This is a genomic window from Streptomyces sp. NPDC005423, assembly GCF_040606415.1.
Taxonomy (GTDB): Bacteria; Actinomycetota; Actinomycetes; order Streptomycetales; family Streptomycetaceae; genus Streptomyces.
The window spans coordinates 50,713-75,521 of the sequence record NZ_JBEXET010000042.1; the positions used below are offsets into that span (position 1 = coordinate 50,713).

The 24,809-nt window shown below is 72.2% G+C and carries 20 protein-coding genes; 9 read left to right on the top strand and 11 right to left on the bottom strand.

Annotated features, from left to right (window positions below; genetic code table 11):
- Positions 1 to 18: 18 nt before the first annotated feature.
- Positions 19 to 1,692, top strand: a complete 1,674-nt coding sequence (locus ABZT12_RS31745) for an FAD-binding dehydrogenase (protein WP_356390942.1) — start codon at positions 19 to 21, stop codon at positions 1,690 to 1,692.
- A gap of 21 nt (positions 1,693 to 1,713) precedes the next feature.
- Here the strand turns inward: ABZT12_RS31745 and ABZT12_RS31750 are convergent, their stop codons facing one another.
- Complete coding sequence (locus ABZT12_RS31750; protein ID WP_356390944.1) at positions 1,714 to 2,064, bottom strand: DUF488 family protein; 351 nt, start codon at positions 2,062 to 2,064, stop codon at positions 1,714 to 1,716.
- Positions 2,065 to 2,247: 183 nt separating this feature from the next.
- Between ABZT12_RS31750 and ABZT12_RS31755 the strand changes: the two genes are divergently transcribed.
- Genes ABZT12_RS31755 through ABZT12_RS31770 form a run of 4 tightly spaced genes read left to right on the top strand, consistent with a single transcriptional unit; the run spans position 2,248 to position 6,991 of the window.
- Entirely contained in the window at positions 2,248 to 3,672 is a 1,425-nt protein-coding gene (locus tag ABZT12_RS31755) for a M1 family metallopeptidase (protein ID WP_356390946.1), read from the top strand.
- A 41-nt stretch (positions 3,673 to 3,713) separates the two neighbouring features.
- Positions 3,714 to 4,454: a L,D-transpeptidase family protein gene (locus ABZT12_RS31760; protein WP_356390948.1), complete on the top strand. Its 741-nt coding sequence runs from the start codon at positions 3,714 to 3,716 to the stop codon at positions 4,452 to 4,454.
- Between the two features lie 18 nt (positions 4,455 to 4,472).
- The gene (locus ABZT12_RS31765; protein ID WP_356390950.1) at positions 4,473 to 5,168 is read left to right on the top strand and encodes a response regulator transcription factor; all 696 of its coding nucleotides are present in this window, start codon (positions 4,473 to 4,475) and stop codon (positions 5,166 to 5,168) included.
- The gene (locus ABZT12_RS31770; protein ID WP_356390952.1) at positions 5,165 to 6,991 is read left to right on the top strand and encodes a HAMP domain-containing sensor histidine kinase; all 1,827 of its coding nucleotides are present in this window, start codon (positions 5,165 to 5,167) and stop codon (positions 6,989 to 6,991) included. The genes ABZT12_RS31765 and ABZT12_RS31770 overlap by 4 nt, the downstream gene beginning before the upstream one ends.
- A gap of 8 nt (positions 6,992 to 6,999) precedes the next feature.
- Here ABZT12_RS31770 and ABZT12_RS31775 read toward each other — a convergent pair whose 3' ends face one another.
- Positions 7,000 to 8,220, bottom strand: coding sequence for a saccharopine dehydrogenase C-terminal domain-containing protein (locus ABZT12_RS31775; protein ID WP_356390954.1), 1,221 nt, complete (start codon positions 8,218 to 8,220; stop codon positions 7,000 to 7,002).
- 114 nt (positions 8,221 to 8,334) lie between these two features.
- On the opposite strand from ABZT12_RS31775, the gene ABZT12_RS31780 reads away from it, so the two are divergent.
- The gene (locus tag ABZT12_RS31780; protein WP_356390956.1) at positions 8,335 to 9,033 is read left to right on the top strand and encodes a TetR/AcrR family transcriptional regulator; all 699 of its coding nucleotides are present in this window, start codon (positions 8,335 to 8,337) and stop codon (positions 9,031 to 9,033) included.
- A gap of 65 nt (positions 9,034 to 9,098) precedes the next feature.
- Here ABZT12_RS31780 and ABZT12_RS31785 read toward each other — a convergent pair whose 3' ends face one another.
- Entirely contained in the window at positions 9,099 to 9,995 is an 897-nt protein-coding gene (locus tag ABZT12_RS31785) for a LysR family transcriptional regulator ArgP (RefSeq protein WP_356390958.1), read from the bottom strand.
- A 68-nt stretch (positions 9,996 to 10,063) separates the two neighbouring features.
- Here ABZT12_RS31785 and ABZT12_RS31790 point away from each other — a divergent pair, with 68 nt between their 5' ends.
- Complete coding sequence (locus tag ABZT12_RS31790) at positions 10,064 to 10,675, top strand: LysE family transporter (protein WP_356390960.1); 612 nt, start codon at positions 10,064 to 10,066, stop codon at positions 10,673 to 10,675.
- An 80-nt stretch (positions 10,676 to 10,755) separates the two neighbouring features.
- Positions 10,756 to 12,063: an MFS transporter gene (locus tag ABZT12_RS31795; RefSeq protein ID WP_356390962.1), complete on the top strand. Its 1,308-nt coding sequence runs from the start codon at positions 10,756 to 10,758 to the stop codon at positions 12,061 to 12,063.
- Positions 12,064 to 12,077: 14 nt separating this feature from the next.
- Here the strand turns inward: ABZT12_RS31795 and ABZT12_RS31800 are convergent, their stop codons facing one another.
- The 4 genes from ABZT12_RS31800 to ABZT12_RS31815 form a co-directional block, all read right to left on the bottom strand.
- Positions 12,078 to 12,530 carry a cyclic nucleotide-binding domain-containing protein gene (locus ABZT12_RS31800; RefSeq protein ID WP_356390964.1) on the bottom strand — a complete coding sequence of 151 codons (453 nt, stop codon included), beginning with the start codon at positions 12,528 to 12,530 and terminating at the stop codon, positions 12,078 to 12,080.
- 252 nt (positions 12,531 to 12,782) lie between these two features.
- The gene (locus ABZT12_RS31805; RefSeq protein ID WP_356390966.1) at positions 12,783 to 13,001 is read right to left on the bottom strand and encodes a hypothetical protein; all 219 of its coding nucleotides are present in this window, start codon (positions 12,999 to 13,001) and stop codon (positions 12,783 to 12,785) included.
- 61 nt (positions 13,002 to 13,062) lie between these two features.
- Complete coding sequence (locus ABZT12_RS31810; RefSeq protein ID WP_356390968.1) at positions 13,063 to 15,312, bottom strand: FUSC family protein; 2,250 nt, start codon at positions 15,310 to 15,312, stop codon at positions 13,063 to 13,065.
- 45 nt (positions 15,313 to 15,357) lie between these two features.
- Complete coding sequence (locus ABZT12_RS31815; RefSeq protein WP_356390970.1) at positions 15,358 to 16,734, bottom strand: NAD(P)/FAD-dependent oxidoreductase; 1,377 nt, start codon at positions 16,732 to 16,734, stop codon at positions 15,358 to 15,360.
- Positions 16,735 to 16,983: 249 nt separating this feature from the next.
- On the opposite strand from ABZT12_RS31815, the gene ABZT12_RS31820 reads away from it, so the two are divergent.
- Positions 16,984 to 17,808 (top strand): methyltransferase domain-containing protein, encoded by an 825-nt coding sequence (locus ABZT12_RS31820; protein WP_356390972.1) that lies wholly within the window; start codon positions 16,984 to 16,986, stop codon positions 17,806 to 17,808.
- A 16-nt stretch (positions 17,809 to 17,824) separates the two neighbouring features.
- Here ABZT12_RS31820 and ABZT12_RS31825 read toward each other — a convergent pair whose 3' ends face one another.
- The 4 genes from ABZT12_RS31825 to treS form a co-directional block, all read right to left on the bottom strand.
- A complete protein-coding gene (locus ABZT12_RS31825) occupies positions 17,825 to 19,729 on the bottom strand; it encodes an AMP-dependent synthetase/ligase (protein WP_356390988.1) in 1,905 nt (634 codons plus the stop codon).
- 89 nt (positions 19,730 to 19,818) lie between these two features.
- Positions 19,819 to 22,068, bottom strand: coding sequence for a 1,4-alpha-glucan branching enzyme (glgB, locus tag ABZT12_RS31830; RefSeq protein WP_356390974.1), 2,250 nt, complete (start codon positions 22,066 to 22,068; stop codon positions 19,819 to 19,821).
- A 5-nt stretch (positions 22,069 to 22,073) separates the two neighbouring features.
- Positions 22,074 to 23,435 carry a maltokinase gene (locus tag ABZT12_RS31835; RefSeq protein ID WP_356390976.1) on the bottom strand — a complete coding sequence of 454 codons (1,362 nt, stop codon included), beginning with the start codon at positions 23,433 to 23,435 and terminating at the stop codon, positions 22,074 to 22,076.
- Between the two features lie 27 nt (positions 23,436 to 23,462).
- On the bottom strand, positions 23,463 to 24,809 hold a 1,347-nt coding region (gene treS, locus ABZT12_RS31840; protein ID WP_356390978.1), incomplete at its 5' end, for a maltose alpha-D-glucosyltransferase.

The window sequence follows — 24,809 nt, forward strand, 5'->3', positions numbered from 1 at the left end:
AGAAGGGCAACGGTCGCCATGGATGCGGACGTCATCGTCGTCGGAGCCGGACTGGCGGGCCTGGTCGCGGCCCACGAACTGACCAGCCGGGGCCGCCGGGTCGCGCTCGTCGACCAGGAGAACGCCGCCAACCTCGGCGGCCAGGCGTTCTGGTCGTTCGGCGGCCTGTTCCTCGTCGACTCGCCGGAACAGCGCCGCCTCGGCATCAAGGACTCCTTCGACCTGGCCTGGAGCGACTGGCAGGGCAGCGCCGGCTTCGACCGCGTCGACGACGAGGACAGCTGGGCGGTGCGCTGGGCGCGCGCCTACGTCGAGTTCGCGGCCGGCGAGAAGCGGTCCTGGCTCGACGGGCACGGCATCAAGCTGCTGCCCACGGTCGGCTGGGCGGAACGCGGTGACCTGCGCGCCCACGGCCACGGCAACTCCGTGCCGCGCTTCCACGTCAGCTGGGGCACCGGCACCGGAGTCGTCGCCCCCTTCGTCGACCACGCCCGGCAGGCCCGCCGGGACGGACTGCTCACCTTCCACCACCGCCACCAGGTCGACGAGTTGGTGATGGAGGAGGGCGCCGCGCGCGGTGTGCGGGGCACGGTGCTCGCCGAGGACAACGCGGCCCGCGGCATCTCCTCCAGCCGCGAGGCGATCGGCGCCTTCGAACTCACCGCCCAGGCCGTCATCGTCACCACCGGCGGCATCGGCGCCAACCACGACATCGTCCGCCGCTACTGGCCCGAGCGGCTCGGCACCCCGCCCGCCGAGATGGTCACCGGCGTACCGGCGTACGTGGACGGGCGGATGCTCGACATCGCGACCGAGGCGGGCGTACGGCTCGTCAACCGCGACCGCATGTGGCACTACACGGAGGGCCTGCAGAACTGGGACCCGGTCTGGCCCGGCCACGGCATCCGCATCCTGCCCGGCCCGTCCTCCCTCTGGTTCGACGCCCTCGGCCGCCGCCTGCCCGACCCGTGCCTGCCGGGCTACGACACCCTCAGCACCCTCAAGTACCTGCGCACCACCGAGGACATAGCCGCGTACGACCACTCCTGGTTCATCCTCACCCAGAAGATCATCGAGAAGGAGTTCGCGCTGTCGGGCTCCGAGCAGAACCCCGACATCACCGCCAAGGACAAGAAGGCGGTCCTGCGCGACCGGCTGCTCGGCAAGGGCGCCCCCGGCCCGGTGGACGCCTTCCTGCGCAAGGGCGCGGACTTCGTGACCGCCGGTAACCTGGAGCAACTGGTCGCGAAAATGAACCAGTTGACCGACAAGCCGCTCCTGGACGCGGCCGAGGTGCGGCGCCAGATCGAGGCCCGGGACCTCCAGCTGGCCAACCCCTACAGCAAGGACTCCCAGATCCAGGGCATCCGCAACGCCCGCCGCTACATCGGCGACCGGCTCGGCCGCGTCGCCACCCCGCACCGCCTCCTCGACCCGGCGGCCGGCCCGCTGATCGGCGTCAAACTGCACGTCCTGACCCGCAAGACGCTCGGCGGCATCCAGACCGACCTCGACTCACGCGCGCTGGCCCCCGACGGGAACCCGGTCGGCGGACTGTACGCGGCGGGCGAGGTCGCGGGGTTCGGCGGCGGCGGCGTCCACGGCTACAACGCCCTCGAAGGCACCTTCCTCGGCGGCTGCCTCTTCTCCGGGCGCGCGGCGGGCCGCGCCGCGGCCGCCCAGACGGCCTGACCGGCACCGGCGCCCGTCTCCTCACTCGCGCAGGAGACGGGCCAGCACCGCGGCGTGACTCTCCTCCGGCGACGTGACGGCCGTCAGCAGGGTCACCGGCCCCGCACGGACCGACTCCCGCAAGGAGTCCAGCAGTCGGGCCGCCTCGGGGGCGGCGAGTTCCGCCTCGTAACGGTCGCGGAACTCGTCGTAGGAGCCCCCGTCCGCGTGGTACCAGCGGCGCAGTCCGGCCGACGGGGTCAGGCCCTTCGGCCACTCGTCGACGTGGGCCGCCTCCTTGGACAGGCCGCGCGGCCACAGCCGGTCGACCAGGACGCGCACACCGTCCTCGGGTTCGGGCGGTTCATAGACGCGGCGCACGCGGACGGTCACGGGCGGGCCTTCCTGGCAGGGCGATGGTGCCGTGAGCCTACGACCGGGAGCGCGCCGGGCGGCGGAGGCGACGCGGCGTAACTTGACCTCTACAAGAGGGATTCGGGGGCGGCCCGGACCCTAGTCTCAGGAGCGGTTGATCACCCCTCAGCCCCTCACCCCCCTCATCCCGTAGGAGCGCAAGTGACGCACCCCAGACGGCCGGTCCCCGGACGCAGCGGTGTCCTGGCCCGGCGCACCGTCGTCGCCACCGTCCCGTTCGCCCTCGCGGCCCTGCTCGGCGCCGCCGCGCCCGCGTCGGCCACGACGACCGGCCCGTCCGGCGTGGGAGACCCCTACTTCCCGCTCGCCGGCAACGGCGGCTACCACGTCGCCCACTACGGCCTGACGCTCCGTTACGACCCGGCGAGCCGGCACCTCGACGGCAGCGCGGTCCTCACCGCCCGCGCCACCCGGAAGCTGACCCGGTTCGACCTCGACTTCAAGGGACTCAAGGTCACCGCTCTCACCGTCGACCACGTCAAGGCGGCCTTCCGGCGCGACGGACAGGAACTCGTCATCACCCCGCGCAAGGCGCTGCGCAAGGGCGAGGAGTTCCGCGTCGCCGTCACCTACGCGGGCACGCCCCAGCAGGTCACCGACCCGGACGGTTCCGCCGACGGCTGGATCACCACCGACGACGGCGCCTTCGTGGCCGGCGAACCGCAGGGCGCCATGACCTGGTTCCCGGCCGACAACCACCCCAAGGACAAGGCCTCCTACGACTTCACGATCACCGTTCCGCGGGGCAGCGGCGCGGTGGCCAACGGGGTCCTCCTCGGGCAGCGCACCGCCCACGGGCAGACCACCTACCGCTGGCACCAGGCCGAGCCGATGGCCGCCTACCTGGCCACCGCGACGGTCGGCACGTTCCAGGTCCAGCAGTACCGGACCTCCGACGGCATCCAGGTCTACGACGCCGTCGACCCCCGCGAGGCCACCGCCGCCGCGCCCGTCCTCAAGAAGCTGCCCTCCGTCCTGGAGTGGGAGAGCAAGCTCTTCGGCCCGTACCCGTTCCGCTCGGCCGGCTCGATCGTCGACCACGCCCCGGACGTCGGCTACGCGCTGGAGACCCAGGGCCGGCCGCTCTACGACTCGGCGCCCGACCTGAGCACCCTCGTGCACGAGAACGCCCACCAGTGGTTCGGCGACTCCGTCTCGCTGACCAGTTGGCAGGACATCTGGCTCAACGAGGGCTTCGCGACCTACACCGAGTGGCTCTACACCGAGCAGCACGGCGGGAAGACCGCCCAGCAGAAGTTCGACGCGCTGTACGCCCGCAAGGCGAGCGACGGCCTGTGGGCCTTCCCGCCCGGCGACCCGGGCAGCGGCGCCGACATCTTCGGCACCCCCGTCTACGCCCGCGGCGCCATGACCCTGCACGAACTCCGCAAGGCCGTGGGCGACACCACCTTCCTGCGCATCCTGCGCGCCTGGGCGACCGACCACCGCTACGGCCATGGCACCACCTCCCAGTTCGTCCGCCTCGCGGAGGAGAAGTCCGGCAAGAACCTGGACGCCCTCTTCCACGCCTGGCTCTACTCGGACGGCAAGCCGGCCACGTCGTAGGAGCTGACGAGTTCCTCACATGTGTGGGTCATCGTCGACTCATGATCACTCGCATCTCCCGGGGCGCACTGCTCGCCGCATCCTTCCTCCTCACGGGATGCGGCGGCGGTGCCGTGGCGGCGACGGGTCACACGACCGCCCAGGCCGCTCCCTCCCCGTCGCCGTCGGCGGCGCCGGTCTCCGCCGAGGCCGCCCCCTCCCAACTGCCGGGCGTAGGGCCCCGCATGCTGGCCCGGATATCCCCCGGCACCCGTCAGGTCGTCCTGGTGACGGGCCGTGGCGCGAACTCCCCGCGCTCCACCGTCGGCCTGTACGCGCGCACCGGCACCGGATGGCGGGCGGAGGCGAACTGGCCCGCGCACAACGCGCTCAGGGGCTGGTCCGCCCACCACATGGGAGGCGATCTGCGCTCACCGATCGGCGTCTACACGCTCAGCGACGCGGGCGGCCTGCTCAGCGACCCGGGCACCAAGCTGCCGTACGACCACGGGTCGGGCTTCGTCTCGCCGGGCACCGGCTTCGAGGGCGAGTCCCTGGCCGGCTCCTTCGACTACGTGGTCGCCATCGACTACAACCGCGCGCCCGGCACCTCGCCCCTCGACTGGACCCGTCCCCTCGGCGCCGCGCGGGGCGGCGGCATCTGGTTCCACGTCGACCACGGCGGCCCCACCCACGGCTGTGTCAGCATCGCCGAGAGCCACATGAAGGAACTGCTGCGGACCCTCGACCCCGCCCGGCACCCCGTCGTCGTCATGGGCGACGCCGACTCCCTCCGACACTGACCGCTTAGGATCCGCCAAGTGTGCGCACATGTGCTGGTCGCCGAGGACGACGAGATGCAGGCCGAACTGATCCGCCGTTCCCTGCTGTTGGAAGGCCACACCGCGACCGTGGTCCACGACGGGGCCGCCGCCGTCGAGGCGGCCCGCCGGCTCGCGCCCGACCTCGTGGTGCTCGACCTGATGCTGCCACTGATCGACGGCTTCGGGGTGTGCCGGGCGCTGCGTGACGACGACATCCCGGTCCTCATGCTGACCGCCCGCTCCACCGAGGACGACATCCTGCTCGGGCTGGAGCTCGGCGCCGACGACTACATGACCAAGCCGTACAGCCCGCGCGAACTGATGGCCCGTATCCGCACGGTCCTGCGGCGCAGCGGTCGCGGCGGCGAGGACCGGCGCGAGGACAGCGTCGTACGGGCGGCCGGTCTCTCGGTCGACCCGGTACGGCACGAGGTGCGCTGCGACGGGACGCCGGTGGAGTGCACACCGGCCGAGTTCGAGATCCTGCTCGCGATGGTCTCGGAGCCCGAACGGGTCTTCTCCCGGCGGCAGTTGCTCCAGTCCACCCGCGGCTTCGACCGGTCGTCCACGGAGCGGGCCATCGATGTGCACATCATGAACCTGCGCAGGAAGACGGAGACCGATCCGCGCCGGCCGGTCCGGCTGCTGACCGTGTTCGGCGTCGGCTACAAGCTCAGCGGCGGTCGCCCGTGAGGCCCCGCATACCCCTGCACAAGAGGCTCCTGGTCCGGCTGCTCGTCGCCACCGTGCTGATCGCGCTCTGCTCGGTGGGGGCGACGGCCTGGCTGGCGGTGGAGACCACCACCCGGGCCATCCAGGAGGAACAGGGCCAGGACCTCGCGGACGACATGCGCATCCTCGCCCACCTCAGCGGGTACGCCGCGACGCACCCCGACTGGAAGGGCGTGGGGCCCACCGTGCGGGCGCTGTCGAAGAAGATGGGCCGGCGCATCGCCCTCACCGCCTCCGACCGCTCCCTCATCGCCGACTCCGCCCCGCGCGGCGCCCCGCTGCCGCCGAGCGCCGCCGCCACCGTCGATCCCCTGCAGTCCGACACGTACACCGAACCCGGCGCACAGCTCAGCGGAATCGATCCCCGGGTCGTCGGGCCGTACCTGCTGCCCGCCGACGAACGCACCCGGCTGCGGAAGCTGGCGACCGTGCGGCAGCAGTGCTTCGCCGTCTTCGGCCTCGTCCGGAACGTGTCGATGACGCCGAGCGGCCGGCCCGTCCTCGTCGACCCCGACGGCACCGCCGCCGGCGACTACGTACCCGAGAAGTGTGCCGACGGACGGCTCAACACCCCCACCCCGACCGAGGACAAGGCCCTGAAGAACCTGATGGCACGGGCGCAGTCGTGCCTGGACCGGCAGGGCCTGCACGTCAAGGCCTATTACCTCGGGGTCGACATCGCGGACCGCAGCCTCGACTCCCGCTACCTCACGGGAACGGTCGACAGACGGGCCGGCTCCGCCGACGCGCGCAAGACGAAGGCGTGCGTCGACTCCGCGCGCCGCGCCCAACTGGAGCCCTACGTCGCCCCCGTGGCACAGCTCTTCCTGGGCGGCGGCGACAGTACCGCGCCCCGCTTCGAGGTCTCACCGGCGAACAAGGCGAAGGTCGTCGGCGCCGCCGCCGCGGTCCTCGCCCTCACCGTGCTGGTGACGGCCGTCGTCGCCACCCGCCTGGTACGGCCCCTGCGCGCACTGACCGAGGCGGCCCAGCAGTCGCCCGAACTGCATGTCCGGGTGCCCGTGACGACCCGCGACGAGACCGGCATCCTGGCCGAGGCCTTCAACGACCTGACCGAACGCCGGGAACGCCTGGAGGCCCAGCGCAAGGCCATGGTCAGCGACATCGCCCATGAACTGCGCAGCCCGCTCACCAACATCCGCGGCTGGCTGGAGGTCACCCGGGACGGCGTCGTGGAACCCGATCCGGCCCTGCTCGGCTCGCTGCACGAGGAGGCGATGGTCCTCCAGCGGGTCATCGACGACCTCCAGGACCTGGCGGCGGCCGACGCGGGCACCCTGCGGCTGCACCGCGAGCCCGTGCGCGTCGACGACCTGCTCGACCAGGTCGTCGCCGCCTACCGGGTCGCCGCCGACACGGCCGGGGTCACCCTGCGCACCGAGTCCGACTCCACCCTCTGGCTGGACGCGGACCCGGTGCGCATGCGTCAGGTGCTCGGCAACCTGGTGTCCAACGCGCTGCGGCACACCTCCGCCGACGGCAGCGTCACCCTGACCGCGCGGGGCGACGGCGACGACGCCGTCCTGACCGTCGCCGACACCGGCTCGGGCATCGCGCCCGAAGAACTCCCGCACGTCTTCGAGCGCTTCTGGCGCGCCGACCAGTCCCGCAGCCGCCGCACCGGCGGCAGCGGCCTGGGCCTCTCCATCGTCCGGGACCTGGTCGCCGCCCACAGCGGTACGGCGGAGGTGGAGAGCCGGCCGGGCGTCGGCACCGTCTTCACCCTGCGATTGCCCAACACCCCGCCGCCGGAAGGGGATTGAGCGCGCGGTCACTGCTCGCGCAGACCCCAGGGCGAGCCGTACGCGGTCAGCAGGTCCAGGAACGGGCCGGCCGGGAACGCCTCAGGACCGAGCACGCCCGATCCGGACCAGACGCCGGTGGCGAGCAGTTCGAGGGCGATCACCGGATTGATCGCGGTCTGCCAGACCACCGCCTGGGAGCCGTACTCGGCCATCGACCACTGGTTGTCGACCACGTGGTACAGGTACACCTCGCGCGGCGCCCCGTCCTTGGTTCCCCGCACCCAGGTGCCCGCGCAGGTCTTGCCGTGCATCAGCCCGCCCAGCGTCGCGGGGTCGGGCAGACAGGCGGCCACGACGTCCCGGGGCGAGACGGCGACCGGTCCCGCGGCGCTCGGCACGGTGACCGGTTCGGTGCGGTCCAGGCCCAGCAGACTCAGGGTCCGCAGGGTCTGGATGAACTCGGCGCCGAGACCGTACTTGAAGGTCACCCGGCGGGCGTCCACCCAGCGGGGGACGAGCAGCACCTCCTCGTGCTCCACGTTGACGCACTCGACGTGGCCGATGCCCTCGGGGAAGTCGAACACCTCGGGCTCGCTGAAGGGCGCCGTGGTGAACCAGCCGCGGTCGGCCTCGTAGACCACCGGCGGGTTCAGGCACTCCTCGATGGTGGTCCAGATGCTGAAGGACGGCGCGAAGTCGTAGCCGTCGACGGTGAGGTTCGCCCCGTCGCGGATGCCGATCTCCTCGATCTCGTCGAAGAGTTCGTCGGCCGCGTACCGCGCGAACACGTCCGACATCCCCGGCTCCACGCCCATGCCGACGAGTGCGAGCACCCCCGCCTTCTCCCAGTCGGCCGCGTCCGCGAACTGCGCGTCGCCGAGCTTGACCCCGCACTCCTCGTAGGGCCGCTCGGGGTGCGGGCGGGACAGCGACATCGCCATGTCGAGATAGTTCGCGCCGGCCGACCGCGCGGCCCGGAACAGCGGCAGGACGAAGCGCGGGTCGGTCGCGTTCAGCAGGACATCGCACTCGTGCAGCCGGAGCGCGGCGGCGACCGCGGCCTCGTCGCTCGCGTCCAGCCGCTCGGCGCGGAACCGCGCGCCCTCCTCACCCAGCGCCGCGACGGCGGCCTCCGCCCGGCCGAGGTCGTGGTCGGCGACCACCATCGCGTCGAAGAACGAACGCCGGGCCGCGATCCGGGTGACCGCGGTCCCCACACCGCCGGCCCCCACGAGCAGTACACGCATGACAGGAACTCTCCCTCAGTAGAAGACGTGGCGCGCCCTGGCCGCAGATACAACGCCGTCCGCCCGCGTAAGGTCAATGGCGTTGGCATAAGGAGCGGACGACAGGAGGTGGCGGTGCCGAAGCCCGTGGTGGCGGAGGAGAAGCGGCGCCGGCGCCGACCGACCAGGAACGGCACCGTGCTCTCCGAGCGGCTGATCGTCGAGACCGCGCTGCGGATGCTGCGCGAACACGGCAGCGCCGGCCTGACCGCCCGCCGGCTCGGCCTCGCCCTGGACGCCGACCCCAGCACCCTCTACCGCTACTTCCGGGGCATGGACGACCTGACGCTCGCCATCGGCGACGCCCTGATCGGCGAGGCCCTGCGGGGATGGCGGCGGACCGGGGAGTGGCGGGCCGACCTGCGCGCGATCGGCCTGCGCATCCACGCCGCCTACGTCGCCCATCCGCAGGCGGCCCAGCTCACCGCGGGCCGGGTCACCGGCCGCCCGAACGAACTCGCCGCCGACGAGGCCGTCCTCGACGTGCTGCGCACGGCCGGCTTCGCGCTGCCGGACACGGTGCGGATCTACCACGCCTTCATCGACCAGACGCTGGCCTTCGCCGCGCTGGACGCCGCCTCGCTGGCGCTGCCGAGCGCCGCGCTGCGGGCCGACGAGGACATGTGGCGCTCGACCTACGCCCGCCTCCCGGCCAGCACCCACCCGCGTATCGCGGAGGCGGCCGGCCACCTCGCGGCCCGGATGCCCGACAGTGCCTACCCGACGGCGCTGGAGATGCTGCTGGACAGCGCGGCGGCCCAACTGCGGTCGTAGCGTGGGGAGTTGAGGCGCGTGCGGCCCGGCGGTCCGAAGCCAGCCGCGCGGTCCGCGACCGGCGGTCAGGTGCGCAGCACCCCGGCCGCCGCGCCGGCCACCGCCGCCGCCACCTCCGCGAGCGCGGGGGAGTCCAGCTTCCACTGCTGCCAGTGCAGCGGTACATCCACCGGCCGGTCCGGCGCCAGGTTCACCAACCGCCCCGCACGCAGCAGGGGATCGGCCTGCACATCGGGCACCATGCCCCAGCCCAGGCCCGCGGCGACGGACGCGACGAACCCCTCCGACGTCGGCACATGGTGGCGTACCGCGCTCGCGCCGGCCCGGCCCGGACCCAGACCGCGGACGAAACCGTCCTGGAAGTCGTCGCGCCGGTCGAAGACCACGACCGGCGCCTCGGCGAGCGCGTCCCCCAGCGGGCCGCCCAGACAGCGCTCGACGAAGTCGGGAGCGGCCACCGGCAGATAGCGCATCCGGCCCAGCGGACGGACCGAGCAGCCCGGTACGGGGTCCGGGGAGGAGGTCACCGCGGCCATCACCAGGCCCTCGCGCAGCAACGCCGCCGTGTGCGCCTCGTCCTCGCGGCGCAGCTCGAAGCAGATCCTCGCCCCCGGCTCCACCCGCGTCAGCGCGCCCAGGAACCAGGTGGCCAGGGAGTCCGCGTTCACCGCCACCGAGACCCGGGTCGGCTCTCCGGCCCCGCTCAGCCCCAGCTCGGACCGCGCGTCCCGCTCCAGCCGGCCCAGCTGCCGGGCGAACCGGACGATCACCGCCCCGGACTCCGTCACCCGCACCGGCTTGGTGCGCAGCAGCAGCACCCGGCCCGTCCGCTGCTCCAACGCCTTCACCCGCTGGCTCACCGCCGACGGCGTCACATGCAGGGCCGCCGCCGCGGCGTCGAAGGTGCCCTCGTCGACGACCGCGAGGAGCGTCCGCACTTGGTCCAGGGGAAGTTCCGCCATCACGAGCACTTATGTTACGTAAGAATCTTTAGCTGTACGCGTGGGACGCCGCTGCCTACCGTCGAGGCATGACACCCGCCCTGTCCGCCGCGGCCGCCGGCTTCGGCACCGGTCTCTCCCTCATCGTCGCCATCGGCGCCCAGAACGCCTTCGTGCTGCGCCAGGGCGTCCGCCGCGAGGCGGTCCTCGCCGTCGTCGGCATCTGCGCGCTGTCCGACGCGCTGCTCATCGCGCTCGGGGTCGGCGGGGTGGGCGCGATCGTGGTCGCGTGGCCGGGCGCGCTGACCGCGGTCGGCCTGATCGGCGGGGCGTTCCTGCTGGTGTACGGCGTCCTCGCCGCCCGCCGGGTGCTGAAACCGTCGGCCCTGCGCACCGAGGGCGCGACGAGCGGGTCCTGGCGCCGGGCGGTGCTCACCTGTCTGGCGATGACCTGGCTCAACCCGCACGTCTACCTGGACACCGTCTTCCTGCTCGGTTCCCTCGCCGCCCACCGCGGCTCCCTGCGCTGGACGTTCGGGCTCGGCGCGGCGGTCGCCAGTCTCTGCTGGTTCACCGCGCTCGGCTTCGGCGCCCGGCTGCTCGGCCGGGTCCTCGTCAAGCCCTCGGCCTGGCGGGTGCTGGACGGTCTGGTCGCCGCCACCATGATCGGACTCGGTGCCGTGCTCGTGGCCGGATCGTGAGACCGCCTGTTCGAAGAGCGGCCGGCAGCTGAGATAGTGATGCCCGAGAGAGAAAGATGTAACGAGCAACCAGGAACCCTGTGGACACGAGCGAGAGCACCGGCAGCACCACGGACCCCGAGCCGAAGACCACCGAGGACACCGGCGAACCCCGGCGCGGCTGGCGCCGCTGGGCGATGGACACCCGCCCGCTGCGCATCCCCGCCTTCCGCCGGCTGTGGTCCTCCACCATCGTCACCGCGGTCGGCAGCCAGCTCACCGCCGTCGCCGTACCCAAGCAGATCTACGACATCACCGGCTCCTCCGCGTGGGTCGGCGCCGCGAGCATGGCCGGCCTGCTGCCGCTCATCGTGTTCGCGCTCTGGGGCGGCGCGGTCGCCGACACCATGGACCGCCGCAAACTGCTCCTGATCACCAACAGCGGGATAGCCGTCACCTCGGTCCTGTTCTGGGTCCAGGCCGCCGCCGGTCTGGGTTCGGTGGCCGTCCTGATGGTCCTGCTCGCGGTGCAGCAGGCGTTCTGGGGCCTCAACGCCCCGGCCCGCAACGCCTCCATCGCCCGCCTGGTGCCCGCCGGCGAGCTGGCCGCCGCCAACGCCCTCGGCTCGACCGTCATGCAGACCGGCCAGGTGGTCGGACCGCTGCTCGCGGGCGTCCTCATCCCCGTCATCGGCCTGCCCGAGCTGTACCTCATCGACGCGCTGGCCCTGTGCGTCACGCTCTGGGCGGTCTTCCAGCTGCCCGCGCTGCCGCCGCTGGCGAGCGCGGTGGCACGGCGCGCGGGCTGGCGCGAGATCGTCGCCGGCTTCCGCTACATCGCGCTGCACAAGGTGCTGTTGCTGTCGTTCCTCGCCGACATCATCGCGATGGTCTTCGGCATGCCCCGCGCGCTCTTCCCGCAGCTCGCCGCCGAGACCTACGCGCCGTACGGCGAAGGGCTCGCGCTCGGCCTGCTGTTCGCGGCGATCCCCATCGGCGCCGTCGTCGGCGGCCTGTTCTCGGGCACGTTCTCGCGGGCGCGCCGGCACGGCTGGATGGTGATCGGGGCGGTCGTCGCCTGGGGCGTCGCCATCACCGGCTTCGGCCTGAGCCGCAACCTGTGGATGGCCGTGGTGTTCCTGGCCGCCGCCGGGGTCGCCGACATGGTGTCGATGGTGTTCCGCGGGGCGATCCTGCTGTCCGCCGCCACCGACGAGATGCGCGGCCGTATGCAGGGCGTCTTCACGGTCGTCGTCGCGGGCGGCCCCCGGCTCGCCGACGTCCTGCACGGCACCGCCGGCTCCGCCTTCGGCACGCGCACCGCGGTCGCCGGCGGCGGGCTCCTCGTCGTCGTCCTGATGCTGACCATCGCCGCCGCCGTACCGGCGCTGCGCCGCTACCGGATCTGAACCCGGTCACCCGGTCAGGTCGCGTTCCGGTGCAGCGCGTAGTGGTCCATCAGCTTGCCGCGGGTCAGCTCCAGGCGGTACGCGAGGATCTCCGCGACGACACGGACCAGGGACAGCCCCAGCAGCGGGTCCTCGACACAGAGCGCCAGCACCGCCGACGCGTCGAACTCGTAGGCGCGCACCGCGCTGAACGCCTCGGCACCGAAGTCCCAGCGGTACGGCGGGAAGAGCCACGACCAGCCGAGCAGATCGCCCGCGCCCAGGCCGGCCACGGTCACCCGCCGCTCGGGAGTCACCTGCTGGTCGAGGGAGACCGCGCCGGAGCGGATGACCCAGAAGCGTTCGGCGGTCCCGCCCGCCTCGAAGATCCGGCTGTCCTCGGCGAAGGACACCTCCCGCGCGAGCTCCATCAGCCGCTCCCGCTGGGTTTGGGGCAGGGCGGTGAGCAGTTTTATCGCTTTGGTCATGGCACAGGGCTCCTCGCCGGAGTTCGGTTGCGGAATGTTCCCTACGCTTATTTCAGCCGCTTCGGCCGTCCGGGGCACCTCGGGGGACGGAAGAGGACGTGAAAAAGCCCTGGCTGGACGGGGGAGACCAGCCAGGGCCGTCAAACGGTGGAGCGCGGAGGACGCTGAGGTCGACTCCGCGGGCACCTGTGCATGAACCGTAAACCATGCGCGGCCGTTCCGCGCACCGGCGAACCGGCTACGTGACCCGTTTCACTTCCCGGCCGCTCTGCCCGGGGCCACTATCTCGTCCAGAACCCGCAGCACGGCCTCGTAGGCAAGCCCGCGCACCGCCGCGTCACGGGCCCCGCCCGGATCGGCCGGCCGCAGCTCCGTGTCCCTCGCCGACCAGGTCCGCACCTCTTCGGCGGCGAACGCCCGGGCCCGCTGGATGCGCCGCAACAGTTCGTCCGAGTCCACCACATCGCTCATGACTACCCCCTACCCAGGAACACCCGTCAGAAGGCGGGGGAACGGATGCGCGTGCGGCGGATCACTTCTCCGGAGTGGCGACCGGCACGTCGAGCGGGCGCGCCAGGCCCGCCACCGCCTCGTCCAACCGCTGGAGATGCCGCAGCACCCGGTCGGTCACCCGGCCGTAGCGGGGGGTGCCCGACGTGCCCGGGCTCAGCATGGACGCGATGCTCGGCCCGGTCTCCACCCGCCCCGCGTCCGGCTCGCCCGCCACATGCGCGGCGATCACCTCGATGTTGCGGCCGATCCGGCGGCCCGCCCCGCGCAGCCGGGGATCCGCCGCGATCGACGGGTGCGTCGGCAGCAGTTCGGCCGTGGCCGCCAGATACCGCGCGTGGTAGGCGCACGTCTCCAGCAGCGCCACGAGATACCGCACGGTGTCCCGCCGGGCCCGCAGCGGGGTGATCGGGTGGGTCAGCGGCTGGGTGGACGCGCCCAGGTCGGCCAGCGCCTGGTCCAGGTCGCGCGCCTTGTCCAGCAGATCGGCCGCGGCCCCGCCGCTGAGCTGGTCGACCGCCGCGTCGGTGACCTCCGCGAGCCGCGCCAGCACGGTACCGAGCAACTCGTTCGTACGGCGGTCCGTGTGCACCGGCAGTACCAGCGCCGCCGCCACCACCCCGCAGACCGCGCCGAGTGCCGTCTCCTCGATCCGCAGCACCAGCACGGCGGCGCTGTAGGTGTGCAGCAGCGTGTACAGCAGCCCGACCATCGCGGTCACGAAGAAGGACATCAGGGTGTAGGACAGCGGCGCCGTGTAGAACATCGCGAAGATGAAGACGAGCACCAGCGCGAACGCCGTCCAGGTGTGGTGCCCGACCAGCCCCGCCAGCCCGATCCCGGCCACCACCCCCAGCACCGTGCCCAGCAGCCGGCGGTACCCCTTGACCAGGATCTCGCCCGTGGAAGCGGTGTTGATGAAGACGATCCAGCAGGTGAGCACCGCCCAGTACCAGCGCTGGCTGGAGAGGAACTCCCCGCCCACGATGGCCAGCGCCGACCCCACCGCCACCTGAACCGCGGCCCGCGTCGTCGGCCGGTCCAGCCCGGTGGGCGCCGCGTCCGGCCGCTCGCCCTCCTCACCGCCGGCGATCGCCGCGTCCTCCGCGTCCAGCTCCTCGCGGGACCGGGTCGTCGCCGGGGTGTCGGCGGACTCGTCCTGCGGCCCGTCCAGCGCGATCCGCAGCCCCAGGACCGCGCGGGCGGCCTCGCCGACGCCCCGGAACACGTCCTGGACGGTGTCCGGCGCCACCGGCAGATTCTCCTCGTCCCGGTACCCCAGCAGCCGGTTGCGCACAGGGGCCAGCGCGGTGCTCGCGTCCGCGCTCACCGGCCGCAGCACCAGCATCCGCAGCGCCTGCAGATCCCGGCGCAGGTTCGCGGTCGTCTCGTCCCGCTCGGGCAGCCGGTCGCCCAACGGGACGGGCGCGCCCGGCAGGTGCAGGGTCAGGGTGTGGCCGCGCTCGGCGCTGCGCGCGGCCAGCAGCAGCAGCCCCAGCCGCTCGGCGGCGATCTCCGCGTCGGCGACCCGGCGCTGCACGAGCCGCGCCACCGCCGCGTCCGAGGTGCCGTCCTCCAGCCGGCCCTGGATCAGCAGCGCCGTCTCGTGCAGCCGCGCCGTCCCCTCCCGCACCGAGTCCAGCGCCTTCTCCAGCTCGTCCGGGTCGGCGTCGAGCAGCTCGATCTGCGCGGCCACGAGCTGGGCGAGCCGGGCCCGGAAGGCGCGCCGCATCCGGTCGAGCGTCCCCGTCGGCGTCTGCGGCACCAGCGCGAAGCGGACCAGGGCACTGCACGCGAAGGCGACGCCGAGGACGGCGTAGAGCGCCGGCAGGGCGGAGACCGTCACGCCGACGAAGAGGGAGAGGAAGTAGACCTGGAAGCCGATCAGGCCGAGCGCGGTGCCCCGGTCGCCGAAGCGCCGGCTGTAGACCGCGCAGAAGATGAGTACGACGAAGAAGACGTCACCGGCGATCACCCGCGAGCTCAGCAGCGCGCTGAGCGACACCGACGCGAGCGCCACCGGCAGGCCCAGTGCCAGGGTGACCGCCTGCTCGGTGCGCTGCTTCTCGCGGATGGCGAAGGTGGAGACCATGGCCGCCATGGCCCCGGCCACCAGATGACGCACACCGGCGCCCGACAGCGAGAGCACGGCCAGTGTGAGGGCGATCGCCGAAACGGTCCGCAGTCCGGCCGTCAGTCTCAGCAGTCCGGGATCGGACGCCGCGACCCGATCCCGCACCCGTGCCCGCACCGACCGTCCCGCCGCCCTCACGCCGCCGTACTCCCTGGTTCACCTCAAGATCCCGTGCACCCGATGTTACGGCTCCCGCACCGGGGCCCCCTCGACCCGGTCCCGCACCTGGTCGGGGGTCAGGTACGCGTCCGTGTACTCGAAGTCCTTGAGCTTGGCCGGCTTGCGCGCCTGGAATCCGGTCCGTACGAAGTCGTCGCCCGCGACCGCGTTGAGCACCCAGTTCGTCATCACCCGGGTCTTGGCGACGTTGGTGCGCAGGGCCGACCAGTGGTATCCGCGGGCGACGGCCTGGGCGGGGAGGCCGCGCAGTTCGATGCCGAGCGGCTTGGACACGGCGTCCCTGCCGCCGAGGTCGACGACGAGCCCGAGATCCTTGTGCACGTACGGCTGGAGCGGCTGGTTGCGCAGGGTGGCGATCACGTTGTCGGCGACCTTCCGGCCCTGCCGCATCGCGTGCTGGGCGGTCGGCGGGCAGACCGCCCCTTCCTTGCCCTTGGCCTCGTCGGGAACGGCGGCCGAGTCGCCCAGGGCGAAGACACCGTCGTGACCGGGCAGGTTCATCTCGGCGCTGACCGCCAGCCGCCCCCGCACGGTCTCCGCGCCCAGCGTCGCGATGAGCGGGCTCGCGACCACCCCGGCGGTCCAGATCAGGGTCCGGGTCGGCACCACCCGGCCGTCGGTGAAGGTGACCTCCTCCGGGCCCGCCTTGGCGATGGAGACACCCAGCGAGATGTCGATACCGCGCTTGCGCAGGATCTCCTGGGCGCTGCGCCCCAGCCGGTCGCCCAGCTCGGGCATCAGCTTGGGCGCGATGTCGATGAGGTGCCACTTGATCAGGCGCGGGTCCAGGCGCGGGTAGCGCTTGACCGCGCTGTGGGTCAGCCGCTGCAGACAGGCCGCGGTCTCGGTGCCGGCGTACCCGCCGCCGACCACCACGAACTGGAGCCGCGAGGCCTTCTCCACCGGATCGACGCTCGCGTCCGCCAGATCGAGCTGGGTGATGACGTGGTCGCGGATGTAGGCGGCCTCGGCGAGGGTCTTCATGCCGAAGGCGTGCTCGGTCAGGCCGGGGATGTCGAAGGTGCGGGTGATGCTGCCGGGGGAGAGCACGATGTAGTCGTACGGCTCGTTCACGATCTCGTCGTTGATCGTGCGGATCACGCACACCTTGGCCTTGACGTCCACGCCGATGGCGCCGCCCGGGATGATCCGGGTGCGGTACTTGCTGCTGCGGCGCAGCGAGACGGCGATCGACTGCGGGGTCAGGACGCCGGAGGCGACCTGCGGCAGCAGTGGAAGGTAGAGCTGGTAGGAGAACGGCGTCACCAGGGTGACGTCGGCTTCGTCGGGGGTCAGTTTCCGTTCCAGACGGCGAACGCACTCCACTCCTGCGAAGCCCGCGCCCACCACCAGGATCCTCGTTCGTGTCACGGTGTCCATCCCTTCTGCGGCCCCAGGCGCTCTGCCTCGACGCCGTTCGCATGCCCCTGGATCGCCGGCTCGCACCTCGTCGATCCCACCCTGTCCCGGACCGCTCCGCCAGCCGGGCGCGGCAGCCAGCCGAACGCGTGGGCATCAGCATGCCCTGCCGGGGCCCTCGGTAGACGCTGTGACGTGTGAACAAAAGCGGTACCCCAATGAGCCTCAAGCGGCCTTTCCCGCACCGGACCTGACCGTAGAGTGCACGCCATGGCGCACACACAGCCCGGGCCCGGGTCGGGCTTCCGCACCCAGAACATCGACCCCGACAACGTGACGCGGCTGGTGGCCGCGCTCGACTCCCAGGAGACCAATCCCGGCGTACGACGGCTGCGCGAGTGGGCGTACGACGCGCTCGCGGTGCGGCCCGGTGAGCGCGTCCTCGACGTCGGCTCCGGCACCGGCTCCACCACCCGCGAACTGGCGACGGCGGTCGGCCCGCGCGGCACGGCCCTGGGCGTCGAGCCCAACCCCGGCCTGCGGTCCGTCGCCGAGCGGCGCGGCGCCGAGGCGAACAGCCCCGCCCGCTTCACCGACGGCGACGCGCTCTCCCTGCCGGTGCCCGGCGGCTCGGTCGACGTGGTGTGGTGCGAGCGGGTGCTCCAGCACCTCACCGAGGCCGACAAGGCGGTCGCCGAGATCGCCCGGGTGCTGGCTCCCGGCGGCCGGGTGGCGCTGCTCGACACGGACTGGGCGACCACGATCGTGCACCCCGGCGACCCCGAGATCATGGCCGCGTTCGCCTCCGGCGCGCTCACCGGGGCCGCCAACCCCTACTCGGGACGCCGGCTCGTCGGCCAGCTCAGCGCGGCCGGTCTGGTCATCGAGGACCGGGGCTCGCAGGCGCTCCTCCAGGACCACAGGTCGGTCACCTGGCCGCTGATCCGCATGCTGGGCGAGTCCGCCGTACGGCGTGGCGCGCTGACCGAGACCCAGCGCGACCGCGCCTACGCCGGTCTCACCGAGGCCGCCGAAGAGGGCGCCCTGCACATGTCGGTGACGATGTTCGCGGTCGTCGCCCGCCGCCCGGAGTGATGCCCGGCCGGTGAACTCACCGGAACACGTTGTCCGAGTCCTCCCAGCCGGACAGGTCGTCCGGCGTCGTCCGGCGCGGGGGGCGCGCGCGTGTCTGGTACATCGCGTCGATCTCGACGGCGTAGTGCCGCACGATCGCGTCCCTGCGCAGCTTCATCGACGGGGTCAGCAGTCCGTTGCTGACCGCGAACGGCTCGGGCAGGACCCGGAAGACGCGGATCGACTCGGCCCGCGACACCGGGCTGTTGGCGGCGGAGACGGCCCGTTCGATCTCCTCCCGCAGCGCGTTCTCCTCGCGGGTCTCCAGACCCGGGATGTCGCTCCGGGGCGCCAGACCCGCCCGCCAGTGCGCCACGAAGTCCGGGTCCAGCGTGATCAGCGCCCCCACACACGGCCGGTCGTCGCCCACGACCACCGCCTGGTGGACCAACGGATGCATCCGCAGCCGCTGTTCGAGGGCGGCCGGTGCGACGCTCTTGCCGCCGCTGGTGACGATGATGTCCTTCTTGCGCCCCGTGATCGTCAGGTACCCCTCGCTGTCCAGCCGCCCGATGTCCCCGGTGGCCAGCCAGCCGTGGGACACCGCCGCCCGGGTCGCGGCCTCGTCGCTGAGGTACCCCTGGAACACCGACGGGCCGCGCACCAGGATCTCCCCGTCCTCGGCGACCTGTATCTCGGTGTCCGGCAGCGCCTGTCCGACGGTCCCGGACTTCTCCCGGTTCAGGGGCTGCATCGTGACGCCGCCTGCGGTCTCCGTCAGCCCGTAGCCGTCGTACACGAAGATGCCTATCCCCGCGTAGAACAGGGAGAGTTCACGGTTGAGGGGCGAGCCGCCCGAGGTGGCGCGGACCACCCGGCCGCCCAGTGTCGCGCGCAGTCTGCGGTACACCGTCCGTTCGTACAGGGCGTGTTGCATGCGCAGGTCGAAGCCGGGGCCGGTGCCGCGGCCCAGCCGGCGGCGCTCCTCGGCGGCGGCGAAGTTGCGCGCGGTCTCGGCCGCCCGCTCGAACAGGGCTCCGCGGCCGGCCTGTTGGCTCGCGCGCAAGAAGTTCTTGTAGATCCGCTCGAAGACCGACGGCACCGCGTGGAGGTACGTGGGCCGGAACGAGCGCAGCGCCGACGCGAGGGCCGCCTCGCTCATCTCCGGCTCGTGCGCCATCAGCAGGCCGCCGCGCATGCACAGGCTCTGGATCATCAGGCCGTAGACGTGCGAGAACGGCAGGAAGGCGAGGACGGACGGCTGTTCGCCCGGCAGCGCGGCGATGTGGCCCCAGCCCGCGAGGAGCGTGTCGCAGGGGCTCGCCAGGTTGCGATGGCTCAGCGCGCAGCCGAGCGGGTCGCCGGTGGTCCCCGAGGTGTAGGCGATGACCGCTGTCGAGTCCGGCAGCACGATCCGGCGCAGCGAGTCGACCGTGGCGAGCGGGATGTACGTGCCCCGCTCGGTGAGTTGGTCCAGGGCCCCGGCGTCCAGCTGCCAGACGTGCCGCAGCAGCGGCAGCGCGGCGCACACCGTGCCGACGGTCATGATGCCCTGTTCGTCCTCGACGACCACGGCCACACAGCCGGCGTCCCGGAGCATCCACTCGACCTGTTCGCGCGAGGAGGTGGGATGGATCGGTACGACCTCCGCGCCCACCGTCCACAGCGCGTGGCTGAGCACCGTCCACTCGTAGCGGGTGCGCGACATGATGGCGACACGGTTGCCGGGGGAGATCCGCGAGGCGATCAACCCCTTGGCGACCGCGACCACTTCGTCCCGCAGCTCCACCGCTGTCACCTCCTCCCACGCCGGGGAGGCCGGGTCGGGCCGCCGCGCGACGACCGCGAGCGCGGGTTCGGCCTCCGCCGTCTCGAAGACGGTGTCGGCGAGCCCGCCGGTCAGGGACGAGGTGACGGATGGAGCCAGGGCGAAGTCGCGCATGCGCTGCTCCTGAGTCGTACGGGGTGTGACGTCGCCGATGAGTACGGTCATCGACGGTGCTCGAATGTAGCCCAGGTGTGACCGCTCGGTCACGGGAACTGCGATGCCGGCGTCGTGGGTTGTCCAGGTCGCAACCAGACCGTTGCCAGCGGCGGCAGGGTCAGCCGGATGCTCGCCGGGCGGCCGTGCCAGGGCACCGCTTCGGGTTCGACCGGCTCGGGGTGGGTGATGCCGCCGCCGCCGTAGTGGGCGGCGTCGGTGTTGAGGACCTCGTGCCAGGCGGGGACGGTGTCGGGGACGCCCAGCGGGTAGTCGTGGCGGACGACGGGGGAGAAGTTGCTGACCGCGAGGAGGGGTGTGCCGTCGGAGTCCAGGCGCAGGAAGGCGAAGACGTTGTCGTCGGCCGCGTCGCCCGCGACCCACTGGAAACCCGCGGGTCGGGTGTCCAGCTGCCACAGGGCCGGTGTGGCGCGGTAGACGGTGTTCAGGTCGCGGACGAGGTCGCGCACGCCGCGGTGGTCGGCCTCGGCGCCGTACGCCGGGTCCAGCAGCCCCCAGTCGGGGCCGTCGGCCTCGCACCATTCGGCGCCCTGGGCGAACTCCTGCCCCATGAAGAGGAGTTGCTTGCCGGGGTGGGCCCACATGTAGGCCAGGTAGGCGCGGTGGCCGGCCCGCCGCTGCCACCAGTCGCCGGGCATCTTGGAGACCAACGCCTGTTTCCCGTGCACGACTTCGTCGTGGGAGATCGGCAGGACGTAGTTCTCGCTGTAGGCGTACACCATGGAGAACGTCATGTCGTGGTGGTGGTACTTGCGGTGCACCGGCTCGTGCTGCATGTAGGTGAGCGAGTCGTGCATCCACCCCATGTTCCACTTCAGCCCGAAGCCCAGACCGCCGCTGTCGGTCGGCCGGGTCACCCCGTCCCACGCCGTCGACTCCTCCGCGATCGTCACCACGCCCGGCGCCCTGCGGTAGACGGTGGCGTTCATCTCCTGGAGGAACGCCACCGCGGCCAGGTCCTCACACCCGCCGTGCACGTTGGGCGTCCACTGACCGGAGTCGCGGGAGTAGTCGAGGTAGAGCATCGAGGCGACGGCGTCCACCCGCAGACCGTCGATGTGGAACTCCTGGCACCAGTAGACGGCGTTCGCCACCAGGAAGTTGCGCACCTCCGTGCGGGCGAGGTCGAACTCGTACGTGCCCCAGTCGGGGTGCTCGGCGCGCCGCGCGTCCCCGGGCTCGTAGAGGGGATCCCCGTCGAACCGGGCCAGCGCCCAGTCGTCCTTGGGGAAGTGCGCCGGCACCCAGTCCATCAGTACGCCGATGCCCGCCCGGTGGAGGGCGTCGACCAGGAACTTGAAGTCGTCGGGGGTGCCCAGCCGGGCGGTCGGCGCGTAGAAGCCGGTGACCTGGTAGCCCCACGAACCACCGAAGGGGTGCTCCGTCAGTGGCATCAACTCCACGTGGGTGAAGCCGAGTTCACTGACATACGCCGGCAGTTCCTCGGCCAGCTGACGGTACGTCAAGCCCGGCCGCCAGGACGGGAGATGGACCTCGTAGACCGAGAACGGCGCCTCGTGCACGGGGGTGTCGCCCCGGTGCGCCAGCCACTCCGCGTCGTCCCACTCGTAGTGCGAGGCGGTCACGACGGACGCGGTGGCGGGCGGCACCTCGGTGCGGCGGGCCATCGGGTCGGCCTTGAGGAACCGTTCGCCGTACCGGGACGTGATCTCGAACTTGTAGCGCGCGCCTTCGCCGATCCCCGGCAGGAACAGCTCCCACACTCCGGACGAGCCGAGCGACCGCATCGGGTACGCAGTCCCGTCCCAGCAGGTGAAGTCCCCGGCGACGCGCACCCCTTGGGCGTTCGGCGCCCACACCGTGAACCGCGTCCCGCCCACGCCCTCATGGGTCATCGGCTCGGCGCCGAGCGCCTTCCACAGCTCCTCGTGCCGCCCCTCCCGGATCAGGTGCAGATCGAGGTCGCCGAGGGCGGGCAGGAAACGGTACGGGTCGTGCGTCGCGTGCTCGTCCTCGCCGTACTCCACCAGCAGGGTGTAGGCCGGAACGGCGTCGAGCGGCAGCACACCGGAGAAGAGACCGCCCTCCTCCGGGGCCAGCCGTCTGCGGGTTCCGCCGATCACGACGCTCACCGCGTCCGCGTACGGGCGCAGCGCGCGGAAGACGACGCCGCCGGGCACCGGGTGGGCACCGAGCAGCGCGTGCGGATCGTGATGGCTGCCCGCGAGCAGGCGGTCGCGGTCGGCCGGGGCCAGACGAGCGGCCGTGGGCGGGCCGCCCGACTCGGCGGGCGGGATGTCACTGTCACGCAGGGCCACGGGGGTCAGCCTCCTCGGACGGCGAGACGTTCGATCGCCGCCATGGGAACGGAAAGCCAGTCCGGACGGTGTCTGGCCTCGTAGAGCACTTCGTACACCGCGCGGTCCGTCTCGTACGCGCGCAGCAGGGCGTGTTTCCTTCGGGGGTCCCAGCCCGCGCGGGCGGCGTAGCCCGCGCAGTACGCCTCCCGGCAGCGGCGCGCCCACTCCGGACGCCACGGGCGGCGCTGCCGTGCGGCGTAGTCGAAGGAGCGCAGCATGCCGGCGATGTCCCGGACGGGGGACTGCGCGCTGCGCCGTTCGGCCAGCGGCCGGGACGGCTCGCCCTCGAAGTCGATGACGAACCACTCGCGGCCCGAACGCAGCACCTGCCCGAGATGCAGATCGCCGTGGACGCGCTGGGCGGCCGGCCCGGAGTCGCAGCCGTCGAGCGCCGCGAACGCGGTCCGCAGCCCGGGGACGAACGGCTGGAGCGCGGGCACACAGTGCGCGGCGGCCTCCAGCCGCTCGGTCATCGCCTCACCCGTACGCCGGATGTCGGCGTCGCCGCGGGAGGGGAAGGCGGCCGCCAGCGCGAGATGGACGTCGGCGGTGGCCTCCCCCAACTGGCGGGCCTGGGGGGTGAAGTCGTCGCCGGAGGCGAGCGCCCGCAGCGCCAGCGCCCAGCCGTCGGAGGCTCCGGGCAGATACGGCTGGAGCACGCCGAGGGTCGCGGCCTGCGGTTCGGTCGTACGGAACCACGCCACCGGCGCGGGCACCCGGGTGCAGCCCCGCGCGGCGAGCGCGCCCGGCAGTTCCAGGTCCGGGTTCACCCCGGGCTGGATCCGCCGGAACACCTTCAGGATGAACCGGTCGCCGTACACCAGCGAGGAGTTGGACTGCTCCGCGTCGAGCAGCCGTGGCAGGAGTCCGGCGGGCACGGGCACCTTCACGTCCGCCTCGAAACGCAGCGGGCCCGCCGTGCCGGGGTGCCGCAGCCGCTCCAGCAGCAGCTGTGCCGCACGGGGGTCCCGCAGCGCGTCGTAGACCGCGAGGCCGGCCAGCGGCCCGTGCTGCACCCGCCCGATGAGCGCCCGGCCCAGCCGTGGTGACAGGTGTTCCCGTACGCCGAGCAGGAGTTGGTAGCAGTCGCCGGGCGGGGGAGTGCCGTCCGGGCCCGGGACTCCGGTGTGGGCGGCGTGCAGCAGCACATGCAGACAGCCCGGGAACAGCTCCGTCATGGAGACGATGTCGAGGTCCGTGACGGGCCGGTCCTTGCCCGCGAACCAGCGCTGCCCGGGCAGCCATTCGCGCAGCAGCCCGGCGAGCGACGCCGAGGCCCCGTCCGGGCCGGCGCCGCCCGGCCGGAGGGATGCGGTCTTCAACATGGTGGGCGTCCTTTCGCCGGCACACGCTCAGATTCGTCGGCCGGTGCGGGCAGCGACTCGGGAGAGCCGGAACCAGTAGAAGCCGTGCCCGGCGAGGGTCAGCAGGTACGGCAGCTGTCCGATGGCGGGGAAGCGCACGCCACCGACCAGCTCCACGGGATGCCGTTCGCTGAACTCCCGCAGGTCCAGCTCCGTGGGCTGGGCGAACCGCGAGAAGTTGTGCACGCAGAGCACGAGGTCGTCCTCGTACTCGCGCAGGAAGGCCAGCACCGCCGGGTTGGACGACGCGAGTTCGGTGTACGAGCCGAGTCCGAAGGCCGGGTTCTGCTTGCGGATCTCGATCATGCGGCGGGTCCAGTGCAGCGGCGAGGAGGGCGACGACATGGACGCCTCGACGTTGGTGACCTGGTAGCCGTAGACGGGGTCCATGATCGTCGGGAGGAAGAGGCGGCCGGGATCGGAGGAGGAGAAGCCGGCGTTGCGGTCGGGGGTCCACTGCATGGGGGTGCGGACGGCGTCGCGGTCGCCGAGCCAGATGTTGTCGCCCATGCCGATCTCGTCGCCGTAGTAGAGGATCGGCGAACCGGGGAGGGACAGGAGCAGGGCGGTGAAGAGTTCGATCTGGTTGCGGTCGTTGTCCAGGAGGGGGGCGAGGCGGCGCCGGATGCCGATGTTGGCGCGCATGCGGGGGTCCTTGGCGTACTCCGCCCACATGTAGTCGCGTTCCTCGTCGGTGACCATCTCCAGGGTCAGCTCGTCGTGGTTGCGCAGGAAGATGCCCCACTGGCAGCCGGAGGGGATGGCCGGGGTCTTGGCGAGGATCTCCGAGACCGGATAGCGCGACTCGCGGCGTACGGCCATGAAGATGCGCGGCATGACGGGGAAGTGGAACGCCATGTGGCATTCGTCGCCGCCGCTCTCGTAGTCGCCGAAGTAGTCGACGACGTCCTCCGGCCACTGGTTCGCCTCGGCCAGCAGCACGGTGTCCGGGTACATCGCGTCGATCTCCTTGCGGACCCGCTTCAGGAAGGCGTGACTGGCCGCCAGGTTCTCGCAGTTGGTGCCCTCCTCCGCGTAGAGGTAGGGCACGGCGTCGAGCCGGAAGCCGTCGATACCGAGGTCCAGCCAGAACCGGAGAGCCGCCAGGATCTCTTCCTGGACGGCGGGGTTCTCGTAGTTGAGGTCGGGCTGGTGGGAGAAGAAGCGGTGCCAGAAGTACTGCTTGCGGACGGGGTCGAAGGTCCAGTTGGAGGCTTCGGTGTCGACGAAGATGATGCGCGCGTCCTGGTACTGCTTGTCGTCGTCGGCCCACACGTAGTAGTCGCCGTAGGGTCCGTCGGGGTCCTTTCGTGACTCCTGGAACCACGGGTGCTG